This is a genomic window from Herbaspirillum sp. YR522, from assembly GCF_000282575.1.
Classification (GTDB): Bacteria; Pseudomonadota; Gammaproteobacteria; order Burkholderiales; family Burkholderiaceae_D; genus Herbaspirillum.
The window spans coordinates 24551-44250 of record NZ_AKJA01000016.1 but is presented as its reverse complement, the minus strand read 5'-3'; the positions used below and the strand labels follow the sequence as shown (position 1 = coordinate 44250).

Sequence of the window (19700 nt, the reverse complement as noted above, 5' to 3'; positions counted from 1 at the left end):
TTGCCACCGATTCCTTTTCGATCCATTGCTTTACAACCAGACCATGACGCAGACCGCCACCGCCAGCAACGCATCCCATACCGCTTCCGCACCGCGCATCGTGGCTCGCATCCGCGACGATGCCGAAGCCATCTCGGTGGCCCACAAGCTGGCCGCCGAGTTCGCCGTCGAGGCGGCGCTGCGTGACCGCGAGCGCAAGTTGCCCTGGGATGAACTGGAGCGTTATGTGCGCTCCGGCCTGTGGGGCATCACGGTGCCGCGCGAGTACGGCGGCGCCGGTGTCGCCTATGGCACCCTGGCCGAAGTGATCGCCATCATCTCGGCCGCCGACGGCTCGATCGGCCAGATTCCGCAAAACCATTTCTATGCGGTCGAGCTGATCCGGGTCAACGGCAACGAGTCGCAGAAGCGCTTCTTCTTCGAGCGCGTGCTGCAGGGCGACCGCCTGGGCAATGCGCTGGCCGAACTGGGCACGCGTACCTCGCACGATCGCAAGACCAGCCTGGCGCGCGACCCGGACGGCCCGGGCTATCGCATCAACGGGCGCAAGTTCTACGCCACCGGCGCGCTCTATGCCGACTGGGTGCCCACCTCGGTCATCGATGAGGCTGGCGTGCAGCAACTGGCCATCGTGCCGCGTCATGCGCCGGGCCTGACCATCATCGACGACTGGTCCGGGTTTGGCCAGCGCACCACCGGCAGCGGCAGCGCCGTGTTCGAGAACGTGCATGTGCCGGCCGATGCGGTGATCGGCTTTTCATCGGCCTTTTCACGCCCGACCCAGATCGGGCCGATGGCGCAGATCCAGCATGCCGCCATCGATCTCGGCATCGCGCGCGGCGCCTATGGCGACCTGATCGAATTCGTCCGGACCCGCTCGCGGCCCTGGATCGACAGCGGCGTCGAACGCGCCGGCGACGACCCGTTGACGATTCGTGAAGTCGGCGACCTGACGATACAGTTGCACGCGGCCGAAGCGCTGCTGCAGCGCGCCGGTCGCTACGTCGACGCGGCCGCCGCCGATCCCACCGAAGACAGCGTGGCGGCGGCCTCGATCGCGGTAGCCGAGGCGCGGGTGCTGACTAACGACGTGTCCCTGGCCGCCGGCAGCAAGCTGTTCGAACTGGCCGGATCGCAGTCGACCCTGGCCGAGCACAACTTCGACCGCCACTGGCGCAACGCGCGCACCCATACCTTGCACGATCCGGTGCGCTGGAAGTACCACGCCATCGGCAACTACTACCTCAACGACAGGAAGCCACCTCGGCACGGTGCGCTGTGATGGACCGGCGAGCATTCGCAGGGCGATGTTGAAGCGGTTCGCCTGACCCATTGCCCATTGCCCATTGCCCATTGCCGATTGCCCGTTGTCCCTCGCACCGTCCACGGCGCCCCGCGCGGTGGACGTCGCGCCGCGCCTGCGGCCACATCCGATCATCACGAGACATGCAAAATCGATTCATCTCCCGCCCGGCTGCGTGCCTGGCCAGCCTGATCCTGCCGGCCCTGCTGGCCGGCGCCGCGCAGGCGGCCGACCCCGCACCCAGGCAGGGCGGTACCCTGCTGGCCATCGTGCAGCCCGAACCGGTGACGTTGACCGGCGCCGTCAATACCGCCCAGCCGACCTCGCTCATTGCCACCAATGTCTATGACGGCCTGCTCAGCTACGACAACGAACTCAAGCCGCATGGCCAGCTGGCGCAGCGCTGGGAGGTCTCCAAGGATGGCCTGGCCATCACGTTCCACCTGCGGTCCGGCGTGAAGTGGCATGACGGCAAGCCGTTCACCTCGGCCGACGTCAAGTGGTCGGTCGAGAATGTGTGGAAGACCCTGCATCCGCGCAACAAGGCGATCCTGGTCAACCTGGCCCAGGTCGATACACCCGACCCGCTGACGGCCGTGTTCCGCTTCACCAAGCCGTCGCTGGCATTGTTGTCTACGCTCAATTCGTGGGGTGCACCGGTCCTGCCCAAGCACCTCTATGAGGGTAGCGACGTGCTCGACAATCCCAATAACAACAAGCCGGTGGGCACTGGCGCCTTCGTGTTCAAGGAATGGAACAAGGGCAACTACATCACGCTGGAGCGCAATCCGGACTACTGGGATCGCGGCAAGCCCTACCTCGACCGCATCATCTTCAAGGTAGTGCCGGACGCCGGCGCGCGCGCCGCCCTGCTCGAGAATGGCCAAGCGCAATACGCGGTGTTCAGCCCGGTGCCGCCAAAGGAGGCCCAGCGCCTGGCGCAGTCGGGCAAGGTCAAGGTCGAGACCAATGGCTACCAGTGGTCTTCGCCGGTGCTGTACCTCGACTTCAACCTCGACAACAAGTATCTCAAGGATGTGCGGGTACGGCGCGCCATCGCCCATGCCGCCAACCTGGAAGGCTTGAACAAGGTGGTCTGGTATGGCTACGGCAAGCCGGCGGTGTCGATCGTGCCGACCACGCTGGCCCAGTTCTTCGACCCCGGCGTGCCGCGCTATGGCTACGACACCAGGAAGGCCGAGGCGCTGCTCGACGAAGCCGGCTTCAAGCGCGGCGCCGACGGCGTGCGCTTTGCCATCGGCAACGACTACCTGCCCTACGGCGACGACTACCGGCGCAGTGCCGAGTACCTGAAACAGTCGCTCAAGCGGGTCGGCATCGAGGTCAACATCCGCAGCCAGGATACAGCCGCCTTCACCAAGCGCGTCTATGGCGACCGCGATTTCGATACCGCCTTGACCTGGAACGCCTCGTTCCCCGATCCGCAGATCGGATTGACCCGCATGTACTGGTCGGGCTGGATCGGCAAGAACGTGCCCTGGACCAACAGCTCCGGCTATCGCAATGCCGAGGTCGATCAGATCATCGAGCAGACCCAGGGCGCGGCCACGCAAGCCGAACGCATCGCATTGTTCAAGCGCTTCCAGCAGATCACCCAGGCCGAGCTGCCGACGCTGCCACTGATCGAGTTGCACTTCTTCACCATTCATTCGCCGCGCCTGCACGGCATCACCGAGCAGGGTGACCAGTCGCAGGGTTCCCTGAAGAACGCCTGGCTTGCCCAATAACGCCTCCTCCGACGAAAGCGCACATGTTCAAACGCATCCTGTTTCGCACCCTGCTGGCTGGCGCCGCGCTGGCCACCGGTATCGGTGCCCAGGCCGCCACCCCGGGCGGCACGCTTACCGCCATCCTGCAGCCGGAGCCGGTGATCCTCACCTCGGCGCTCAATACCGCCTCGCCCACCGGTTTCTTCAGCGCCAACGTGTTCGATGGCCTGGTGGAATACGACAACGACTTCAAGTTGCGACCGGCCCTGGCCGAGCGCTGGGAAGTCTCCAAGGACAGCAAGACCCTGACCTTCCACTTGCGCCATGGCGTGAAATGGCACGATGGCAAGCCGTTCACGTCGGCCGATGTCAAATGGACGCTGGAAAACGTGTGGAAGAAGATCCACCCGCGCAACCAGATCATCTTCAGCAAGGTGAGCTCGACCGATACCCCCGACGAGCACACGGTGGTGATCCATTTCAGCGAGCCCTCGCTGGCGGTATTGAGTTCGCTCAACAGCAACGGTGCCCAGGTGTTGCCCAAGCATCTCTACGAAGGCACCGACATTCTCAATAATCCGTACAACAACAAGCCGGTCGGCACCGGGCCGTTCGTGTTCAAGCAGTGGAGTCGCGGCAACTACATCACGCTCGAGCGCAACCCTGACTATTGGGACCGTGGCAAGCCCTACCTGGATCGCATCGTGTTCAAGATCGTGCCCGACGCCGGCGCTCGCGCCGCCGCGCTGGAAAAAGGTGAAGTGCAATACGCGCCGTTCTCGCCGGTGCCGTTGAAGGACGCCGAGCGGCTGGCCAAGCTGCCCGCGTTGAAACTGGAGACGCGCGGCTACGACTGGATCTCGCCCTGGCTGTTCGTCGACGTCAACCTCGACAAGCCGTACTTCAAGGATGTGCGGGTACGCCAGGCGCTGGCCTACGCCATCGACCGCGACGCCTTCAACAAGGTGGTGTGGTACGGCTTCGGCAAGCCCGCCACCAGTCCCGTGGTGTCCACCCTCAAGCAGTTCCATGCCGCCGATGTGCCGCAGTACGGCTTCGATCCGAAGAAGGCCGAGTCGCTGCTTGACCAGGCCGGACTCAAGCGTGGCGCCGATGGCGTGCGCCTGCGCATCAACCTCGACTACCTGCCGTATGGCGACGACTTCAAGCGCAGTGGCGAATTCGTTCGTGCCGCACTCAAGCGGGTCGGCATCGAGGTCGCCGTGCGGGCCCAGGATACGCCCGGTTTCACCCGCCGGGTATATGGCGAGCGCGACTACGACCTGTCGCTGGTGTGGTTCGCCGGTTTTGCCGATCCGCTGGTGGGCGTCACCCGCGCCTACTGGAGCGATTCGATCGGCAAGAACATCCCCTGGACCAACGCCTCGGGCTATCGCAGCCCCGAAGCCGACCGCCTGATCCAGCAAGCCCAGGGCTCGGCCGACCAGGCCGAACGGGTGGCGCTGTTCAAGCAATTCCAGCAGCGGGTGCAGACAGACCTGCCATCGATCCCATTGCTGGAACTGCATTTCTTCACGTTGCAGTCGTCCAGCCTGAAGGACACCGTCTCGGGCGTCGACCAGATCTACAGCTCGCTGAAGAACGCCTGGTTCGACAATGGCCCCCGGGTGGCCGGCGGCGCTCCGGCTGCGGCCCGCTGATAGCCAAGGACACGCCATGCGCCTATCCGCATTGAACAACTTGCGAACGCACCGCCTAGCGCGCCGGGCAGCGCGCCGCCTGCTGCAACTGGCGGCTGTCGTGCTGGGCGTGACCGTGATCAATTTCTTCCTGCTGCGGCTGGCGCCCGGCGACGCCGCCCAGGTGCTGGCCGGCGAGGCCGGCGCGGCCACGCCCGAGTACATGGCGGCATTGCGCCAGCAGTTCGGCCTGGACCAACCACTGCTGGTGCAGTTCGGCAGATACCTGTGGCACCTGCTGCAGTTCGACCTCGGCTATTCGTTCCGCCATGGCATGCCGGTGGTTTCGTTGATTGCCGATCGGCTGCCGGCCACGCTGTTGCTCATGGGTGGCGCCATCGCCTTTGCCGCCATCGCCGGCTCGGCGTTGGGCGCGCTGGCGGCGTATCGTGCCGGCCGGCTGGCGGACGTGGTCATCTCGACCCTGGCGCTGCTGTTCTTCGCCACGCCCCTGTTCTGGATCGGACTGATGCTGGTGGTGGTGTTTTCGGTATGGCTCGACTGGCTGCCGGTGGGCGGCATGTTCACCGTCGAGGCCGGCTACACGGGCCTGGCCCATGTGCTCGACGTGGCGCGCCACCTGGTGCTACCGGCCGTCACGCTGGGCCTGTTCTACATGGCGGTCTATACGCGACTCATGCGCGCCACCATGATCGAGGTGCGCCGCCAGGACTTCGTGCGCACCGCCGTGGCCAAGGGCGCGCGTGCGCCGCGGGTGCTGATGGCCCACGTATTGCGCAACGCGCTCTTGCCGCTGGTGACGATGCTGGGCGTGCAGGCCAGCTCCATCGTCGGCGGTGCGGTGCTGGTCGAGACCGTGTTCTCGTGGCCCGGGCTGGGGCGGCTGGCCTTCGAGGCGCTGTTCCAGCGCGATTTCAACTTGTTGCTCGGCATCTTGCTGTGCAGCTCGGTGGTGGTGATCGTGGTCAACTGGATCGTCGACGCCGTCTACGTGCGGCTGGACCCGCGCATTCGCCTGGCATGAGGACCCGGACATGAGCAAATTCTCCAGCACCCGCGCCGCGCCGCGCGCGGCAGGCCAGGTCGACTCCGGAGTACCGAGCCGCCCGCTGGCCGCGCCTGGCCACTGGCTGCGCCGCCTGCTGCGCTCACCCTCGGCGCTGGCCGGCAGCTCGCTGCTGTCGCTGGTGCTGGCCATGGCGCTACTGGCACCGGTGCTGTTTCCCGGCGACCCGCTGGACATGGTGGCCGAGCCCTTCATCCATGCCGGCACCGACCCCGCCTATTGGCTGGGCACCGACATGATGGGACGCGACCTGCTGGCTGGCATCCTGCATGGCGCCCGTGCTTCGCTGACCATTGCCCTGGTGTCGACGGCAGTGGCACTGCTGGTGGGCATATCGGGTGGTGTGCTGGCCGGTTACTACGGTGGTCGCGCCGATGCGGTGCTGATGCGCGTCACCGAATTCTTCCAGACCATCCCATCGTTCCTGTTTGCGCTGGCCATCGTGGCGGTGGTCCAACCGAGCCTGTCGAGCATCGCATTGGCCATCGGCGTGACCGCCTGGCCCAGCCTGGCGCGACTGGTGCGCGCCGAGGTTCTGCGCCTGCGCCACGGTGAAATGGTGCAGGCCAGCGTGGCACTGGGCGCGGGCGACGCCCGCATCATCCTGCGCGAAATATTGCCCAACGCGCTCACGCCGATCCTGGTATCGACCTCGCTGATGGTGGCTACCGCCATCCTCACCGAATCCAGCCTGGCCTTCCTCGGGCTGGGCGACCCCAACGTGGCCAGCTGGGGCAACATGGTCGGCGCCGGCCGCGAGGTGCTGCGCACCGACTGGACCATCGCTACCTTTCCCGGCATCGCCATCGTGATCACGGTGCTGGCGCTCAATCTTCTGGGCGACGGCCTGGCCGACGTGCTCGACCCACGCCACAGACAATAGGAGAACACCCATGGCACGCGTATCCACGCTCCTGTCGAATCAATTGCCGGCAGGTCCGGCCCGCAGCATCTTCGAGCAGGTCGAGAACCACTACGGTGCGTTCGGCAACATGCTCGGCGTGCTGGCCCACAAGCCAGCCTCGATCGAGCATATCTACGGCTTGCTGCTGGGCCTCGGCGCCGAAGGCAATATCTCCAGGCTGCATCTCGAGATCGTGCTGGTGACGGCGTCCAAGGCCAACGAATGCAGCTACTGCGTATCGCACCATGCGCCCAAGCTGCAGGCAGAACACGTCGCGCCGCAGACCGTCGAGCGCATTCTCGAGGCCGACGTGCCCGGCCTGGCGCCGCTCGAACGACTGGTGCGCGACTATGCCCTGGCGGTAACGCGCCAGCGTGTGGGCGACAGCCTGGTGGCGCGCCTGCGCGAACATTTCGACGAATCGCAGATCGTCGAGCTTACCCTGCGCGCTGCACTGTGCGCCTTCTTCGCCCGCTTCAACGAAGCACTCGACGTGCAGCTCGAGCCGCAATACCGGGAACTGGCATGAGCAAGAAAGAGATTCGCCTCAACGCGTTCAACATGAACTGCGTGAACCACATCAACCATGGCCTGTGGACCCATCCACGCGACCGTTCGCAGGACTACACCGACGTCGGCTACTGGACGCAGCTGGCGCAGCTGCTCGAACGCGGCAAGTTCGACGGCCTGTTCCTGGCCGATATCGTCGGTGTCTACGATATCTACCAGGGATCGCCCGACATCACCCTGCGCGAGTCGATCCAGCTGCCGGTCAACGACCCGCTGCTGCTGGTGTCGGCCATGGCGGCGGCGACCCGCCACCTGGGCTTTGGCGTCACCGCCAACCTGACCTACGAGGCGCCGTTCCTGTTTGCGCGACGCATGTCGACCCTGGACCACCTCAGCCGCGGGCGCGTCGGCTGGAACATCGTCACCGGCTATCTCGACAGCGCCGCGCGCGCCATGGGCCTGACCGAGCAGCTCGAGCACGACCAGCGCTACGATCGCGCCGACGAGTTCATGGAAGTGGTCTACAAATTGTGGGAAGGCAGCTGGGAAGACGGCGCCGTGGTGCGCGACCGTGCCAACCGGATGTATGCCGATCCGGCGCGGGTACACAAGATCAGGCATAGCGGCGACTACTACCAGGTCGAAGGCATACACCTGTGCGAGCCGTCACCGCAGCGCACCCCGGTGCTGTACCAGGCTGGCTCGTCCGGGCGCGGCCAGGCCTTCGGTGCGCGCCACGCCGAATGCGTCTTCATCTCCAGCCAGACGCGCGAGGCCGCCGGCAAGCTGGTGCAGCAGGTGCGCGCGGGGGCCGAGCGCGAGGGCCGTGATCCGCATGCCATCAAGATCTTCATGGGGCTTACGGTGGTGACCGCCGCCACCGAGCAACTGGCCCAGGAGAAGTATCGCGAATATGCCCGCTACGCCAGCCCCGAGGCCGGCCTGGCGCATTTCTCCGCGGGCACCGGGATCGATTTCTCGCAATACGACCTGGACGAGCCGATTCGAGCGGCCAAGACCAACTCCATCGAGTCGCTGGTCAAGACCGTGACCAATCCGGAACTGAACTGGACCAAGCGCAAGCTGTTGCAGCAGATGGAACTGGGCGGGCGTTACGCCACCATCGTCGGCTCACCCACCCAGGTGGCCGACCAGCTCGAAGCATGGATGGCCGATACCGGCATCGATGGCTTCAACCTGACCCGCACGGTAAGCCCGGAGAGCTTCGAGGATTTCATCGATCTGGTGATCCCGGTGCTGCAGGAGCGAGGTTCGTACAAGCGTGACTACGCCGATGGCAGCCTGCGCGAAAAACTCTTTGGTGGCCAGGCCACCTTGCCGGCGCAACATGTGGGCGCAAGTTTTCGTGCCGGCGTCACCGCCTAGGAGCCACCATGCCGCCGCTGCTTGAATTGCGCGACCTCAGCATCTCGTTTCCCGGCCACGACGCGGTGCGCCACCTCGACCTGGCGATCGCTCCCGGCGAGATGCTGGCGCTGGTGGGCGAATCGGGGTGCGGCAAGTCGACCACCGCGCTGTCGCTGCTGGGCTTGCTGCCGCCCAGTGCGCAGGTGACGGGCCAGATCCACTTCGAGGGGCGCGACCTGTTGCGGTTGTCCGGATCGCAACTGGCCGCCTTGCGCGGCAATGCCATCTCGATGATCTTCCAGGAGCCGATGACCTCGCTCAACCCGGTGCTGTCCATCGGCCAGCAGGTGATCGAGGCGATCCGCCTGCATCAGGACCTGTCGCCATCGGCTGCCCGCGCACGCGCCATCGAGCTGCTGGCGCTGGTACGCATCCCGCAGCCCCAGCTGCGCATCGACGATTTCCCGCACCAGCTGTCCGGTGGGCAGCGCCAGCGCGTGATGATCGCCATGGCCGTGGCCAACCGGCCGCGCCTGCTGGTGGCCGACGAACCCACCACCGCCCTGGACGTGACCATACAGGCGCAGATTCTTGCGCTGCTGGACCAATTGCGTCGCGAGCTTTCCATGGCGGTGCTGTTGATCACGCACGACCTGGGCGTGGTCGAGCAATGGGCCGACCGGGTGGCGGTGATGTTCGACGGGACCAAGGTCGAGCAGGGCGCCAGCAGCGAACTGTTCGCCCATCCCAGGCACCCCTACACCCGTGGCCTGCTGGGTGCGTCGCTGCGCATGGAGCAGGAGATCCATTATCGCCAGCAACGCCTGCCCGAGATCCGCACCACGATCGACGCCGACGGCCAGCGCCAGTTCACGCTCAGCCCGCGCGAGCATCCGCAGGCGCTGGCGCCGCGCGCAGAGCTGGCCGAGTCGCCGCTGCTGTCGGTGCAGGACCTGCAGGTGCGCTACGACATGCCGCGCGGATCGGTGCATGCGGTGCGGGGCGTGTCGTTCGATATCGCGCCGGGCCAGACCGTGGGGCTGGTGGGCGAATCGGGTTGCGGCAAATCCACGTTGTCACGCGCCATCGTGCGCCTGGCCGACGTCGCCGATGGGCGCATCGTGCTGGGCGGCGTCGACATCGCGCGGCTCGATCGGCGTGCCTTGCGAGCACACCGGCGCCAGGTACAGATGATCTTCCAGGACCCGTACGCCAGCCTCAATCCACGCCAGTCGGTCGCCCAGATACTGGACCAGGCGCTGGTGATCCATGCGCTCGGCGAGCGTCACGAACGCCAGCGTCGCATCGCATCGATGATCGATCTGGTGGGCCTGCCGCAGAGCGCATTGCAACGTTATCCCCATCAATTCTCGGGCGGCCAGCGGCAGCGTATCGGCATTGCCCGGGCGCTGATCCTGAAGCCATCGCTGGTGATCTGCGACGAGCCGGTGTCGGCGCTGGACGTGTCGGTGCAGGCGCAGATCCTGAATTTGCTGGTCGACCTGCGCCGCGAATTCGGCCTGGCCTACCTGTTCATCTCGCACGACCTGTCGGTGGTGCGCTACATCGCCGACCAGGTACTGGTGATGAATGATGGCCGCATCGTCGAGCGCGGCGACCACCAGTCGATCTGGCGCCATGCGCAGCATCCGTACACCCGCTCGCTGATCGCCGCGGTGCCCGGCGCGCCGGCCCCGGCGCTGCCCACCGAAGAACCGGAATTGCTGCGCGCTTAGTCGGCGTACACATAACCAAGACGGAAAAGATTCGTTCCGCCGCCGCTGCCTGGCCGATACATTGATGCTCTTTCTTCAAAGCCGGGAGGGCATCGATGGACATTCGCGGGATCGCACGCAGCGCCAGGGGGCTGGTCGCGGCGTTGGCAGTGGCAATGATGGCGGCCGGCCCGGCACTGGCTGCGGACAAGGTGTTGAAGGTCGGCGTGACCAGTGGTCCGCATGCGCAGATATTCGAAGCGGCCAAGCGCGTCTTCGAGCGCAATAACCCTGGCTACAGGATCCAGATCATCGAGTTCAACGACTACATCCAGCCCAATGCCGCGCTGGATGCAGGCGAACTCGACGCCAACAGCTACCAGCATCGTCCCTTCCTCAATGCCCAGGTCAAGGCGCGCGGCTACAAGATCTACGGCACCGGCAATACCATGATCGGACCGATGGCTATCTACTCCAGGAAGTATCGGGCCCTGGCCGACATTCCCAGCGGTGCCCGGATCGGGATCCCCAACGATCCTGCCAACGAGAGCCGGGTCCTGCTGTTGCTGCAAAAGCACGGCCTCATCAAGCTGCGCGCTGGCATCGATCCGCTAACCGGTGTCAATGCCACCCCCATCGACATCGCCGAGAACGCCAGGAAGTGGAAATTCGTCGAGATCGACGCCGCCCAGTTGCCGCGCACCCTCGATGACCTCGACGCTTCGGCCGTCAACGCCGACTTTGCCGCCAAGGCCGGTCTCAATCCGGCGCGCGATAGCCTGCTTGTCGAAGGCGGCGAGAGCCCGTATGCCTGCGTCATCGCCGTGCGCGAAAAGGACCGCGACCAGGCGTGGCTGCCCAAGTTGGTACAGGCTTACCAGTCGGACGAAGTGAAGCGCTTCATCGAGACCGAGTTCAAGGGCGGCATCCTCGCAGCCTGGTAGCCGCATCGACCTGATGGTGCGCATGCTGCGACCGGCGCCTTGCCGGGCTCGCACGCGGCTCAGTGACGCGTCGCGCTGGCGTAGGCCACGCAACGGCGCGCCAGCGTTTCGGTCGGGTCCACCAGTGTCAGGGTCGATCCGCCCTGGTGCGCCCACGGGCCCGAGGGCAGCAGCAAGGGCAGCTCGGTGCAGCCCAGGATGATCACCTCGGCGCCTTGCTGCACCAGGTCGTCGAGCGCGGCGCGGATGTCGTCCTGGCATTGGCCTTGTGTGAAACCGGCCTTGACCCCCTGGGGACCATAGATCGCATTCATTACCCGTTGCTGCATGGCCGGGGACGGGACCAGTTGCGCCAGCCCGTGCGCGGCCAGTTCGCGCTGGTACACGCCGCTGCCGATGGTGCCCGAGGTAGCCAGCAGGCCGACCCGGGTCAGCTGCGCAAACCGGGTGCGGATGGCCTCGGCCGTCACGGTGAGCATATTGACGATGGGTATGGCCAGGCTACCCTGGATACGCTCGACATAGGCATGCGCCGTATTGCAGGGAATGGCGATCAGGTCGGCGCCGCCGTCTTCCAGCTTCTTGCAGGTGGCGTACAGGGCGATGGTGGGGTCGAGCCCGTCGCCGACCAGGTTCTCGGTACGGTCGGGAATCTGCGGGTTCTGCTCGACGTGCAGCTTGATGTGATCCTGGTCGCGTGCCGCCGGTGTATTGCGCACGATCTTCTGCATGAAGTCGACCGTGGCCGCCGGCCCCACGCCGCCCACCACGCCCAGCTTGAAAGGCCGGGTGGCGAGGTGGTCGTGGCTGGCCGCGATGTGATCGGCATAGACCTGGTTGCTGTCGACCAGCGGTGCCGGCAGCGTGCCCAGCGCATGCGCCACCAATGCCACCTCGGTCAGGCCGGGCAGGATCAGGTCCACCTGCTGCGCGGCCAGGTCGTGCGCCGCCTGGCGCAGCAGCGCCAGTGGCGCGCCGTCGAGCTGGCCACGCTTGATGCCCTGTTCGCCATAGACTGCCTCGCTGACCAGGTTGCGCCCCTCATGGGGGCGCGGATATACCACCTCGAACCCGGGCGCCGCAAAGTAGCGTTCGAACAGGCGCGCCTCACGGGTGAAGTCCGAGGCCAGTACGCCGATGCGCCGGGCGTGCGGATACTGGCTGCGCACATGCAGCGCCAGCGCCGCCATCAAGTCGACGATGGGCAGCGTGGTGTTGGCGCTGAGCTCATCGAGGAAGGTATGGCTGAGAAAGCAGGGCAATACGATCACATCGATGTGGCGTTGCTCGAAGGCACGGATCAAGTCGAACACGTACAGCTTGCGTTCGGTGGTGGCGCTGGTGCTGGAGTGATTGCCCTTGAACGGATGCTGCTCGAATACGACGTCGGCGCTGTCGGCCATGTTGCGTCCGGCGATCGAGCGCATCAGCTTGAAGAACACATCGGCACTGGCCAGGGGGCCGAGCCCGCCGATGACGCCGTAGGAACGACGTGCGGCAGGGGCAGTGGAAGAGGGCATGGGAGTCCTTGCTGGAAAATGGCCATCGATGACCCAGTATGCGCTGGCATGCGGGTCGGCGGCATGCAATGTCGGCATGGCGGCACGGACGACGGAGCTCGCCTCGGGCGTTGCCGATGCCGTTGCGGTATGGAATCGGCGGGACTTATAGAGCCGATGCATTGCATGAATTTGATTTATCCCCAGGCGCCGCATAAGATCTGCCGCACCGAGGATGGCTGGAGCCAGCATGCCCAATATCGAGATGTTCGTGGTCGAAGGTTATAGCGACCAGCAAAAGGAGGCGCTGGTGGGCGCCCTGACGCAAGCCACCGTCGAGGCCATCGGCGCGCCGATCGACTCGGTGCGGGTGTGGCTCACCGAGGTGCCGGCCACGCAGTTCGGCATCGGTGGCAAGACGGTCGCGGCAATCGCGGCGGGACAGGAGTAGCCATGTCCATCATCCAGGTCACTTTCATCGCCGGTCGCACCGAGTTGCAAAAGGAGCGCTTGATCGCCGCGCTCACCGATGCCGCCGTCGATACGGTGGGCATCGAGCGCGCCGAGGTGCGCGTCATCCTCAAGGACATTCCCAACACCGACTACGGCATCGCCGGCCAGACCGCCCGGTCGCTGGGCCGGGGAGTGGATCGACACGGCCGTGCGCCGGGCGGGTCCTGAGCGGGCGAGGCCCTCTTATCTGGTTTGGCTGGTCCGGACAACGTCGTGCTTGTGTTTTGCAGTTTGGACCTTTTTTAGGGGCTCGCCTGGCGGGCCCCTTTTTTGTGCCAGTCGCATGGCCTGGGCCCGGCCGCCTGTGCGGGGTGTTCGGCGTGCCTGGCCATGGGATGGTCGCGGCATGGCGTGCCAACCGCAGGCACGGGCGTCGATTAAAATACGGCCCTGTCCGAATTTCCGCCAACCCAGACCAAGGAAAGCATGAGCTTTACCCCCAGCCGCCCGGCCGGCTACGCCTGCCTGATCCTGAGCATGTCGTTGGTGGGCGCCTACGTGGCGCTGAGCAAGCCCCTGGTGGCTGCCTTGCCGTTGTTCCTGCTGGCCTGGCTGCGTTTCGGCATCGGCGCCGTGGCCATGCTGCGCTGGTTGAAGAAACCGCCCGGCGAACTGGCGCTATCGTCGCAGTCGCGCTGGCTGCTGTTCCTGGAGTCATTCCTGGGCAACTTCCTGTTCAGCATCTGCATGATCACCGGGGTCTCGATGACCAGCGCCGTATCGGCCGGGGTGATCATGTCGGCCATCCCGGCGGTGGTGGCGCTGATGAGCTGGATCTTCCTCAAGGAAAGGATAGGGCCGCGCGTATGGGGCGCGATCGCCTGCGGCGTGCTGGGTATCGGCATGCTGTCGCTGGCCAAGCCACCCCATGCGGGCGTGACCGCACCTCACGACGCCTGGATCGGCAACCTGTTCGTCATGGGCGCCGTACTGTGCGAGGCCGCCTATGCGGTCATCGGCAAGAAGCTGACGTCGGTCCTGAGCCCGAAGCGGATCAGTGCCATCATCAACCTGTGGGGCCTGTTGCTGATGACACCCATGGGTGTATACCTGGCGCTGCATTTCGACTTCGTCGCCGTCACGCTGGACATCTGGGCGCTGCTGCTTTTCTATGGATTGGCGGCCAGCGTATGGACGGTCTGGCTGTGGATGACAGGCCTGAAGGTAGTGCCGGCCGGCCGGGCCGGCGTATTTACCGTGATGCTTCCCATCAGCACCGCCGTCGTCGGCGTGGTGGTGCTGGGCGAGCGCCTGAGCTGGCTGCAGGGAGCGGCCTTCGCCGTAGCCCTGGCCGGCATGGTGCTGGTCACGGCCCCGACGCGCTCGACACCGACTGTGAATTGAACGAGAAAGATCATGAATAAACCCAAGCGCCCGATCGCCAAGCCTGCTCCAAAGCCTGCCGCAAAACCTGCCCCTAAGCCGGCCGGCCCCGCCCGCGACAAGCCGCTCACCCATGTGGCCACCGACGCCTCGCGCCGGCGCCAGCAAAACGCGCACGCCGCCAGCGGCGATTTGGACCAGGACGAGGAGCGGGTACGCCAGCTGGCCGCGCTGGCCACGGCGGTGGCCGCCGGGACGGTCGGCGCCGATGGCCAACGGGTAGGGCAGGCCGAGCTGGAGCGCATGATTCGCAATTGCCTGCGCCAGCGCGACGATGAAACGCTCTACGAGGCGCTGGAGCAACTGCGCTTCGAGGACGAGCGCGGCCACGCTCTGCTGCGCCAGACGGTGGAAGATGCGGCCGACATGCTGCTGTTGCGCCGGGGCGATACCGAACTCGAGATCAACGCCTTCCTGATCCCGTTGCTGGTGCGCACCAGGGGCGGCCTGCAAGCTTCGCGCGTGCTGGCCGATGGCGACAGTTTCGATACCTTGCGCCTGAGCCTGCAGCGCGCCGGACTGGAGAGCGAGCGAGCCCGCGTGGTGCTGGTGCACCACCTGTACCACCCGCAGGAGATCGATGCAATCAGCTACAGCGAACTCGAGGCGATGAACCGCGACGCGTTCGCCTCGCTGACCGACCGCAAGGTGATGAGCGTGCCGGCCATCGAGCGCAGCATGCGGGGCTGGCCCGAAGCCGGTTTCGGTACCGATGACGAAGTGCTGGAATTGCGTTTCCTGCTCGGTTTTGCGCTCAAGCAGCTGGACGACCCGTTCTATGTAATACCCACCGACGAGGCGGCCGCCGACGCCTATTTCGAACAGCGCGCAGAGCGCTTCAGGGCCTGGGCCGCCGACCAGTCGGCGTTGATGCGCCAGTGCCTGACCGGCAGCAGCCATGCCGACGCATGCCAACTGCACTTCCTGTACCAGGATCTGTTCCATGGCGCCAAGCAAGCCGGCAATGCCGAATATCGCATGCTGCAGATGCTGTCCGAACTGGAGCAGGGGCTGGCCGTATCGAGCGCGGCGGCGGCCGATGCGCGCGCCATCATGGCCATCGGCGAGGATGCCGGCGACGCCATCCTGCAGGTGCAGCTGCGGCGTGCCGATGCGCTGCTGGCTAGCGCATCGCAATTGATCGATGGCGACCTGCAGGAACCATTGTGGGATGCCGCCGAGTCGCTGGCATCGCTGGGCGTGAGCGAATTCAGGCTGGCCGATGGTTTCGCCGCCGATGGCAGCGTACTGCGCGAGCGTGCCCTGCCGCGCGCCTGATCGGGCTCAGTTCAGCAGCGCCTGCAGGCTCACCCCCTTGGCCTGGCAGCGGAAGTACAGTTCGACCTGCATCGGGCGCCAGCCGCGCACCAGCTGGCGCAGGTCGGCATTCATCTGCTGCCGGCCACAGAATTCATCGGCTTTTTCCCTGGCCGCCGCGGTCAAGGCCGGAATCGACATGGTATAGCTCACGCCGGTGGCGCTGACCATGTAGAGCTCCCGCTCGTCGGTGCTGATGTCGGTGAAACTGGCGCAGCCCGACATCGCCAGTGCGCACACTGCCAGCAGCCCGCCGACGCGATGGCGGCGCAACGATTGCGTGGTTTGCATGAGACCCCCCCTCTCGCCCATGATGCTGCAAAAAGGTCGCGGCACTATTGCCATACGGAACCGAAATGCAGGGTCACAGCGTAAGGCCGATGCACCGGAGGTGGGCCGCTTCTTACCCGGATTTACCCGGATTGGCTGACTGTTAAAGCGAGGACTGGGCGGTCATCTTGAAGATGCCTTGCGCATTGCCGCTGTCGAAGCTCAGGTCGAGCCGCTCGACACCATGCTCGTCGATATACCGGGCACGCGAGATGAACTCGTAGAACGAACCGGGCACCGATTTCTGCACTACCTGGCCTTGCTCGTTGCGCATCGGGCGCACCACCGTGCAGGCGCGATAGGCGGTCTGCCTGACGCGACCGTTGCGCGAGACCTCGATCTTGTCCTTCATCGGGCGGCCCAGGTCGCGCTGCTGGCGGGCCACCTGTTCGACGTCGGCCACGCGGTCGGTGGCATGGTTGAAGACATTGCCTTCGGTTGCGATCCAGGCCATTTCGGCCGATTCGGCGCGCAGCAGTTCGTAGTCGGCCAGGGTCGGCAATTCGTGCTGGCGCTCGAAGCACGACAGCAGGGCCGGCAGCAAGCCCTGGGCCGCTGCCATGGGCAAGTGTCCGGCTTGCTCCAATTGCGCCAGCAGGGCCTTGGCGTCGTCATCGAGCGGATCGATCGAGGTACCGACCACGCGTGCGACGGCGGCCTGGAATTCGGGCGAGAAGCGCTCGACATGCAGTTCGCTGACGAAGAACTGGGCGATGTCCTCGGGCGCATCGGCGTGGCCGTAGGTATGCCCGGTCATGCGCAGGCGTTCCAGCGGATACAAGCCGTTGCGGACATAACCCAGCGGTCGCAATATGCGCACGATCACCTCCACGCCCGGCGGCAACAGCCCGGTGTGATCGCCCAGCACCGTGCGCAGCGCGCCGTGATCGAAGTGCATGCGGGTTCCGGTGGCCATGGCGTCGGCCACATAGGCGGCGGCATCGGGTACCTCGCCCAACAGCTTTTCGAACAGCAGCATGTTGAGCGCCTGCGCCAGTTCGAGCCGACTGGCGTGCTCGCCTGCCGGGGCCAGCGTAGAGGGCGGGACATGCAGTGCGCGCAGCAGGAAGTCGATCTGCTGCGGCGAGCGGTGTGCGCCCAGCAGCCGGATCAGGCCCGAGCCCGTCACTGCGGTATCGTCATGCTGCAAGCGCTGCCGGCCGGTTGCCTCTGGTGTCATGCGGGTCTCCCTGGGATGCGATGCCGCCAGTGTACTCCCGCTCTGCATAGACGCGCCCGAAGCGGTTGGCCAGCAGCTCGGGCAGGGCAATGCGCTCCTGGGCGATGAAGCCGCGCTGCGGCAGCCTGCCGGCGGCGAACAGGTCGACTGCGGCGCACACGCCGGCGGCCGTGGTGATCTGGATCGCGCTCTCGTCGGCACTGGCAAAGACCTTGCGACTGAACACCCGCTGCACATACTGGCCCCTGCTGTGGCCGCTGACGGTGACGAACACCAGTACCACGTCCTGCAGCGTGGCCGGCACGGCGGCACGCAGGATGTCCTTGAGCAGTTGCGGGCGTTCCTTCAGGCGCAACTCGTGCAGCAGGAAGTGCAGTCGCGCGCGATGCCCTGGATAGCGCACCGATTTGTAGTCGAGGTTGCTGGTGCGCCCGGCCAGGGTACTGCACAAGGTGCCCAGCCCGCCGGACGTATTGAAGGCCTCGTACTCGACACCATCGATCGAGAAATGCTCCAGCCCTTCCATTGGCTGCAGTTCCTGCAGCACGCCGTCGCGGATGGCCTCGCACGGATGGCAATATTCATTGACCAGGCCATCGACGCTCCAGGTCAGGTTGTACTTGATTTCGTTGGTGGGGTATTGCGGCAGCGCGCCGACCCGCATCTTGATTTCGACGATATCGTCGAAGCCTTGCGCCAGGTGATGCGCGGCAATGCCCACGAAGCCCGGCGCCAGTCCGCATTGCGGCATGAAGGCCGTCCCGGCCTCGTGCGCCAGTTGCATGATGCGGCGCGTGGCGCGCACGTCCTCGGTAAGATCGAAGTAATGGGTGCCACTGTCGCGGGCGGCCTCGGCCACCACAATGGCCATGTGGTAGGGCAGTGCATTGATGAGCGCATCGTGCTGCGCCAGCACTTGCCGCAGTCGATGCGCATCGTCGAGCTCGAGCGTCATGGTCGCGATACCCAGCTGCTGCAATGGCGCCAGTGCCAGCCGATCACGGTCGGCCACCGTCACCTGATGGTCTGCGCTGTCGTGCAGGCGGCGTGCAATGGCCAGCCCGATATGGCCGGCGCCCAGTAACATGATCTTCATGGCAGCTCCCTTTGGTATCGTTCCTGTTGGCATTCTAGGGAGGAGCGAGCACGATAAAAAGACCAATATTGACGTCGTGATGTCGTATTTATCGTCAATTTGATGTGCAACTCGATACATATCGTCATCCGCAGGATTTCCCGCCACTCGGGATGATGGAGTGCCATCGTTCCCCGGCCAATGAATTTCATCAAGCGGCCAGCGCCTTTGGCCGCTGTGCTGGGCTAAAATCGTCGGCGACGTCCGGTCACACGCCGGACATATTCATCAAGCGCGCCACAGCGCCATCCGCCAACAGGGAGAACCATGACCAACCGCCGCAGTTTCATCGCCAATGTCGCCGGCCTCGCCGCCGTGTCCGCCTTCCCGAATGTATTCGCCCAGGCGACTGCCCCGGGTTCGACCGAAGCCACCTTCGCGCGTATCCAGCGCACCAAGATCCTGCGTATCGGCGCCGTGCGCGGTCAAGCGCCTTACTACAACAAGGACCTGGCCAGCGGTGAGTGGAACGGTTTCATGATCGACTTCGCCAAGAGCCTGGCGGCCAGCCTCAATGCCAAGCTCGACATCACAGAGACCACCTGGGGCAACTCGGTGCTGGACCTGCAGACGCGCAAGATCGACGTCTTCTTCGGCATGAACCCGACCCCGGCGCGGCGCGAAGTGATCGGTTTCTCGGAGCCGCTGTTCCAGAACGCGTTCACCATCGTCTCCAAGAAGGAATACAAGACCTGGGCCGAACTCAACAAGCCCGAAGTGAAGATCGGTGTCGACATCGGCTCGTCGCACGACCAGATGATTTCGCGCGTCTGCCCCAACGCCACCATCGTGCGCCTGGAAAAGGCCGACGACGTCACGCTGGCCCTGCAGACCGGCCGCATCGATGCGCAGGTGCTGGTGTGGCTGCTGTCGCTGAACGTGTTGAAGAAGAATCCGGCGCTGGGCAAGATGTATGTGCCGATGCCGCTGGAAGCCACTTCCACCAACATCGGCGTGCCCAAGGAAGAGGACAAGGCCTGGGTCGAGACCATCAACAAGTGGATCGTGGCCGAGCGTACTGCTGGCAAGATCAAGCCGACCGTGCTGGGCAACCTGCAGAAGCTGTCGGGTGTGAAGCCGGAAGACGTGCCGCCGCAGATCCCGCTATAACGTTGCGCATGGTCGTCGTGCAAAAAAGCCTG

General features: G+C 65.2%; 18 protein-coding genes. 14 read left to right on the top strand and 4 right to left on the bottom strand.

The features are described 5' to 3' along the window. The first annotated feature begins 43 nt into the window (after positions 1-43). The 9 genes from PMI40_RS03245 (at position 44) to PMI40_RS03205 (ending at position 11201) form a co-directional block, all read left to right on the top strand. Positions 44-1282, top strand: a complete 1239-nt coding sequence (locus PMI40_RS03245; RefSeq protein ID WP_008112051.1) for an SfnB family sulfur acquisition oxidoreductase — start codon at positions 44-46, stop codon at positions 1280-1282. 164 nt (positions 1283-1446) lie between these two features. Beyond that, positions 1447-3051 (top strand): ABC transporter substrate-binding protein, encoded by a 1605-nt coding sequence (locus tag PMI40_RS03240; protein ID WP_008112049.1) that lies wholly within the window; start codon positions 1447-1449, stop codon positions 3049-3051. A gap of 23 nt (positions 3052-3074) precedes the next feature. After that, the gene (locus PMI40_RS03235; RefSeq protein WP_008112047.1) at positions 3075-4694 is read left to right on the top strand and encodes an ABC transporter substrate-binding protein; all 1620 of its coding nucleotides are present in this window, start codon (positions 3075-3077) and stop codon (positions 4692-4694) included. Between the two features lie 16 nt (positions 4695-4710). Further along, positions 4711-5718 (top strand): ABC transporter permease, encoded by a 1008-nt coding sequence (locus tag PMI40_RS03230; RefSeq protein WP_008112044.1) that lies wholly within the window; start codon positions 4711-4713, stop codon positions 5716-5718. Positions 5719-5728: 10 nt separating this feature from the next. Continuing rightward, positions 5729-6643, top strand: a complete 915-nt coding sequence (locus PMI40_RS03225) for an ABC transporter permease (RefSeq protein WP_008112042.1) — start codon at positions 5729-5731, stop codon at positions 6641-6643. A 10-nt stretch (positions 6644-6653) separates the two neighbouring features. After that, positions 6654-7193: a carboxymuconolactone decarboxylase family protein gene (locus PMI40_RS03220; RefSeq protein WP_008112040.1), complete on the top strand. Its 540-nt coding sequence runs from the start codon at positions 6654-6656 to the stop codon at positions 7191-7193. Then, positions 7190-8560 (top strand): LLM class flavin-dependent oxidoreductase, encoded by a 1371-nt coding sequence (locus PMI40_RS03215; RefSeq protein ID WP_008112038.1) that lies wholly within the window; start codon positions 7190-7192, stop codon positions 8558-8560. The genes PMI40_RS03220 and PMI40_RS03215 overlap by 4 nt, the downstream gene beginning before the upstream one ends. An 8-nt stretch (positions 8561-8568) precedes the next feature. Continuing rightward, positions 8569-10278 (top strand): ABC transporter ATP-binding protein, encoded by a 1710-nt coding sequence (locus PMI40_RS03210; protein ID WP_008112035.1) that lies wholly within the window; start codon positions 8569-8571, stop codon positions 10276-10278. 95 nt (positions 10279-10373) lie between these two features. Continuing rightward, positions 10374-11201 (top strand): MetQ/NlpA family ABC transporter substrate-binding protein, encoded by an 828-nt coding sequence (locus PMI40_RS03205; RefSeq protein ID WP_008112033.1) that lies wholly within the window; start codon positions 10374-10376, stop codon positions 11199-11201. Positions 11202-11260: 59 nt separating this feature from the next. Here PMI40_RS03205 and PMI40_RS03200 read toward each other — a convergent pair whose 3' ends face one another. Further along, entirely contained in the window at positions 11261-12721 is a 1461-nt protein-coding gene (locus PMI40_RS03200) for an amino acid racemase (RefSeq protein ID WP_008112032.1), read from the bottom strand. A 229-nt stretch (positions 12722-12950) separates the two neighbouring features. On the opposite strand from PMI40_RS03200, the gene PMI40_RS24220 reads away from it, so the two are divergent. From PMI40_RS24220 to PMI40_RS03180, 4 genes are all read left to right on the top strand, one after another. Next, positions 12951-13151, top strand: a complete 201-nt coding sequence (locus PMI40_RS24220) for a tautomerase family protein (protein ID WP_008112030.1) — start codon at positions 12951-12953, stop codon at positions 13149-13151. A 2-nt stretch (positions 13152-13153) separates the two neighbouring features. Then, on the top strand, positions 13154-13381 hold the full coding sequence (locus PMI40_RS24215; RefSeq protein ID WP_008112029.1) for a tautomerase family protein: 228 nt from the start codon (positions 13154-13156) through the stop codon (positions 13379-13381). A 258-nt stretch (positions 13382-13639) separates the two neighbouring features. Next, the gene (locus PMI40_RS03185; RefSeq protein ID WP_008112027.1) at positions 13640-14557 is read left to right on the top strand and encodes a DMT family transporter; all 918 of its coding nucleotides are present in this window, start codon (positions 13640-13642) and stop codon (positions 14555-14557) included. Positions 14558-14569: 12 nt separating this feature from the next. Beyond that, complete coding sequence (locus PMI40_RS03180) at positions 14570-15874, top strand: DUF2863 family protein (protein WP_008112025.1); 1305 nt, start codon at positions 14570-14572, stop codon at positions 15872-15874. 6 nt (positions 15875-15880) lie between these two features. Here PMI40_RS03180 and PMI40_RS03175 read toward each other — a convergent pair whose 3' ends face one another. From PMI40_RS03175 to PMI40_RS03165, 3 genes are all read right to left on the bottom strand, one after another. Beyond that, positions 15881-16204, bottom strand: coding sequence for a hypothetical protein (locus PMI40_RS03175; protein WP_008112022.1), 324 nt, complete (start codon positions 16202-16204; stop codon positions 15881-15883). Between the two features lie 142 nt (positions 16205-16346). Continuing rightward, the gene (locus PMI40_RS03170) at positions 16347-17423 is read right to left on the bottom strand and encodes a DUF1338 domain-containing protein (RefSeq protein WP_008112021.1); all 1077 of its coding nucleotides are present in this window, start codon (positions 17421-17423) and stop codon (positions 16347-16349) included. Next, positions 17383-18519, bottom strand: a complete 1137-nt coding sequence (locus PMI40_RS03165) for a saccharopine dehydrogenase family protein (RefSeq protein ID WP_008112019.1) — start codon at positions 18517-18519, stop codon at positions 17383-17385. Before PMI40_RS03165 ends, PMI40_RS03170 begins: the two co-directional genes overlap by 41 nt. A gap of 306 nt (positions 18520-18825) precedes the next feature. Here PMI40_RS03165 and PMI40_RS03160 point away from each other — a divergent pair, with 306 nt between their 5' ends. After that, entirely contained in the window at positions 18826-19668 is an 843-nt protein-coding gene (locus tag PMI40_RS03160; protein ID WP_008112018.1) for a transporter substrate-binding domain-containing protein, read from the top strand. Positions 19669-19700: the final 32 nt, after the last annotated feature.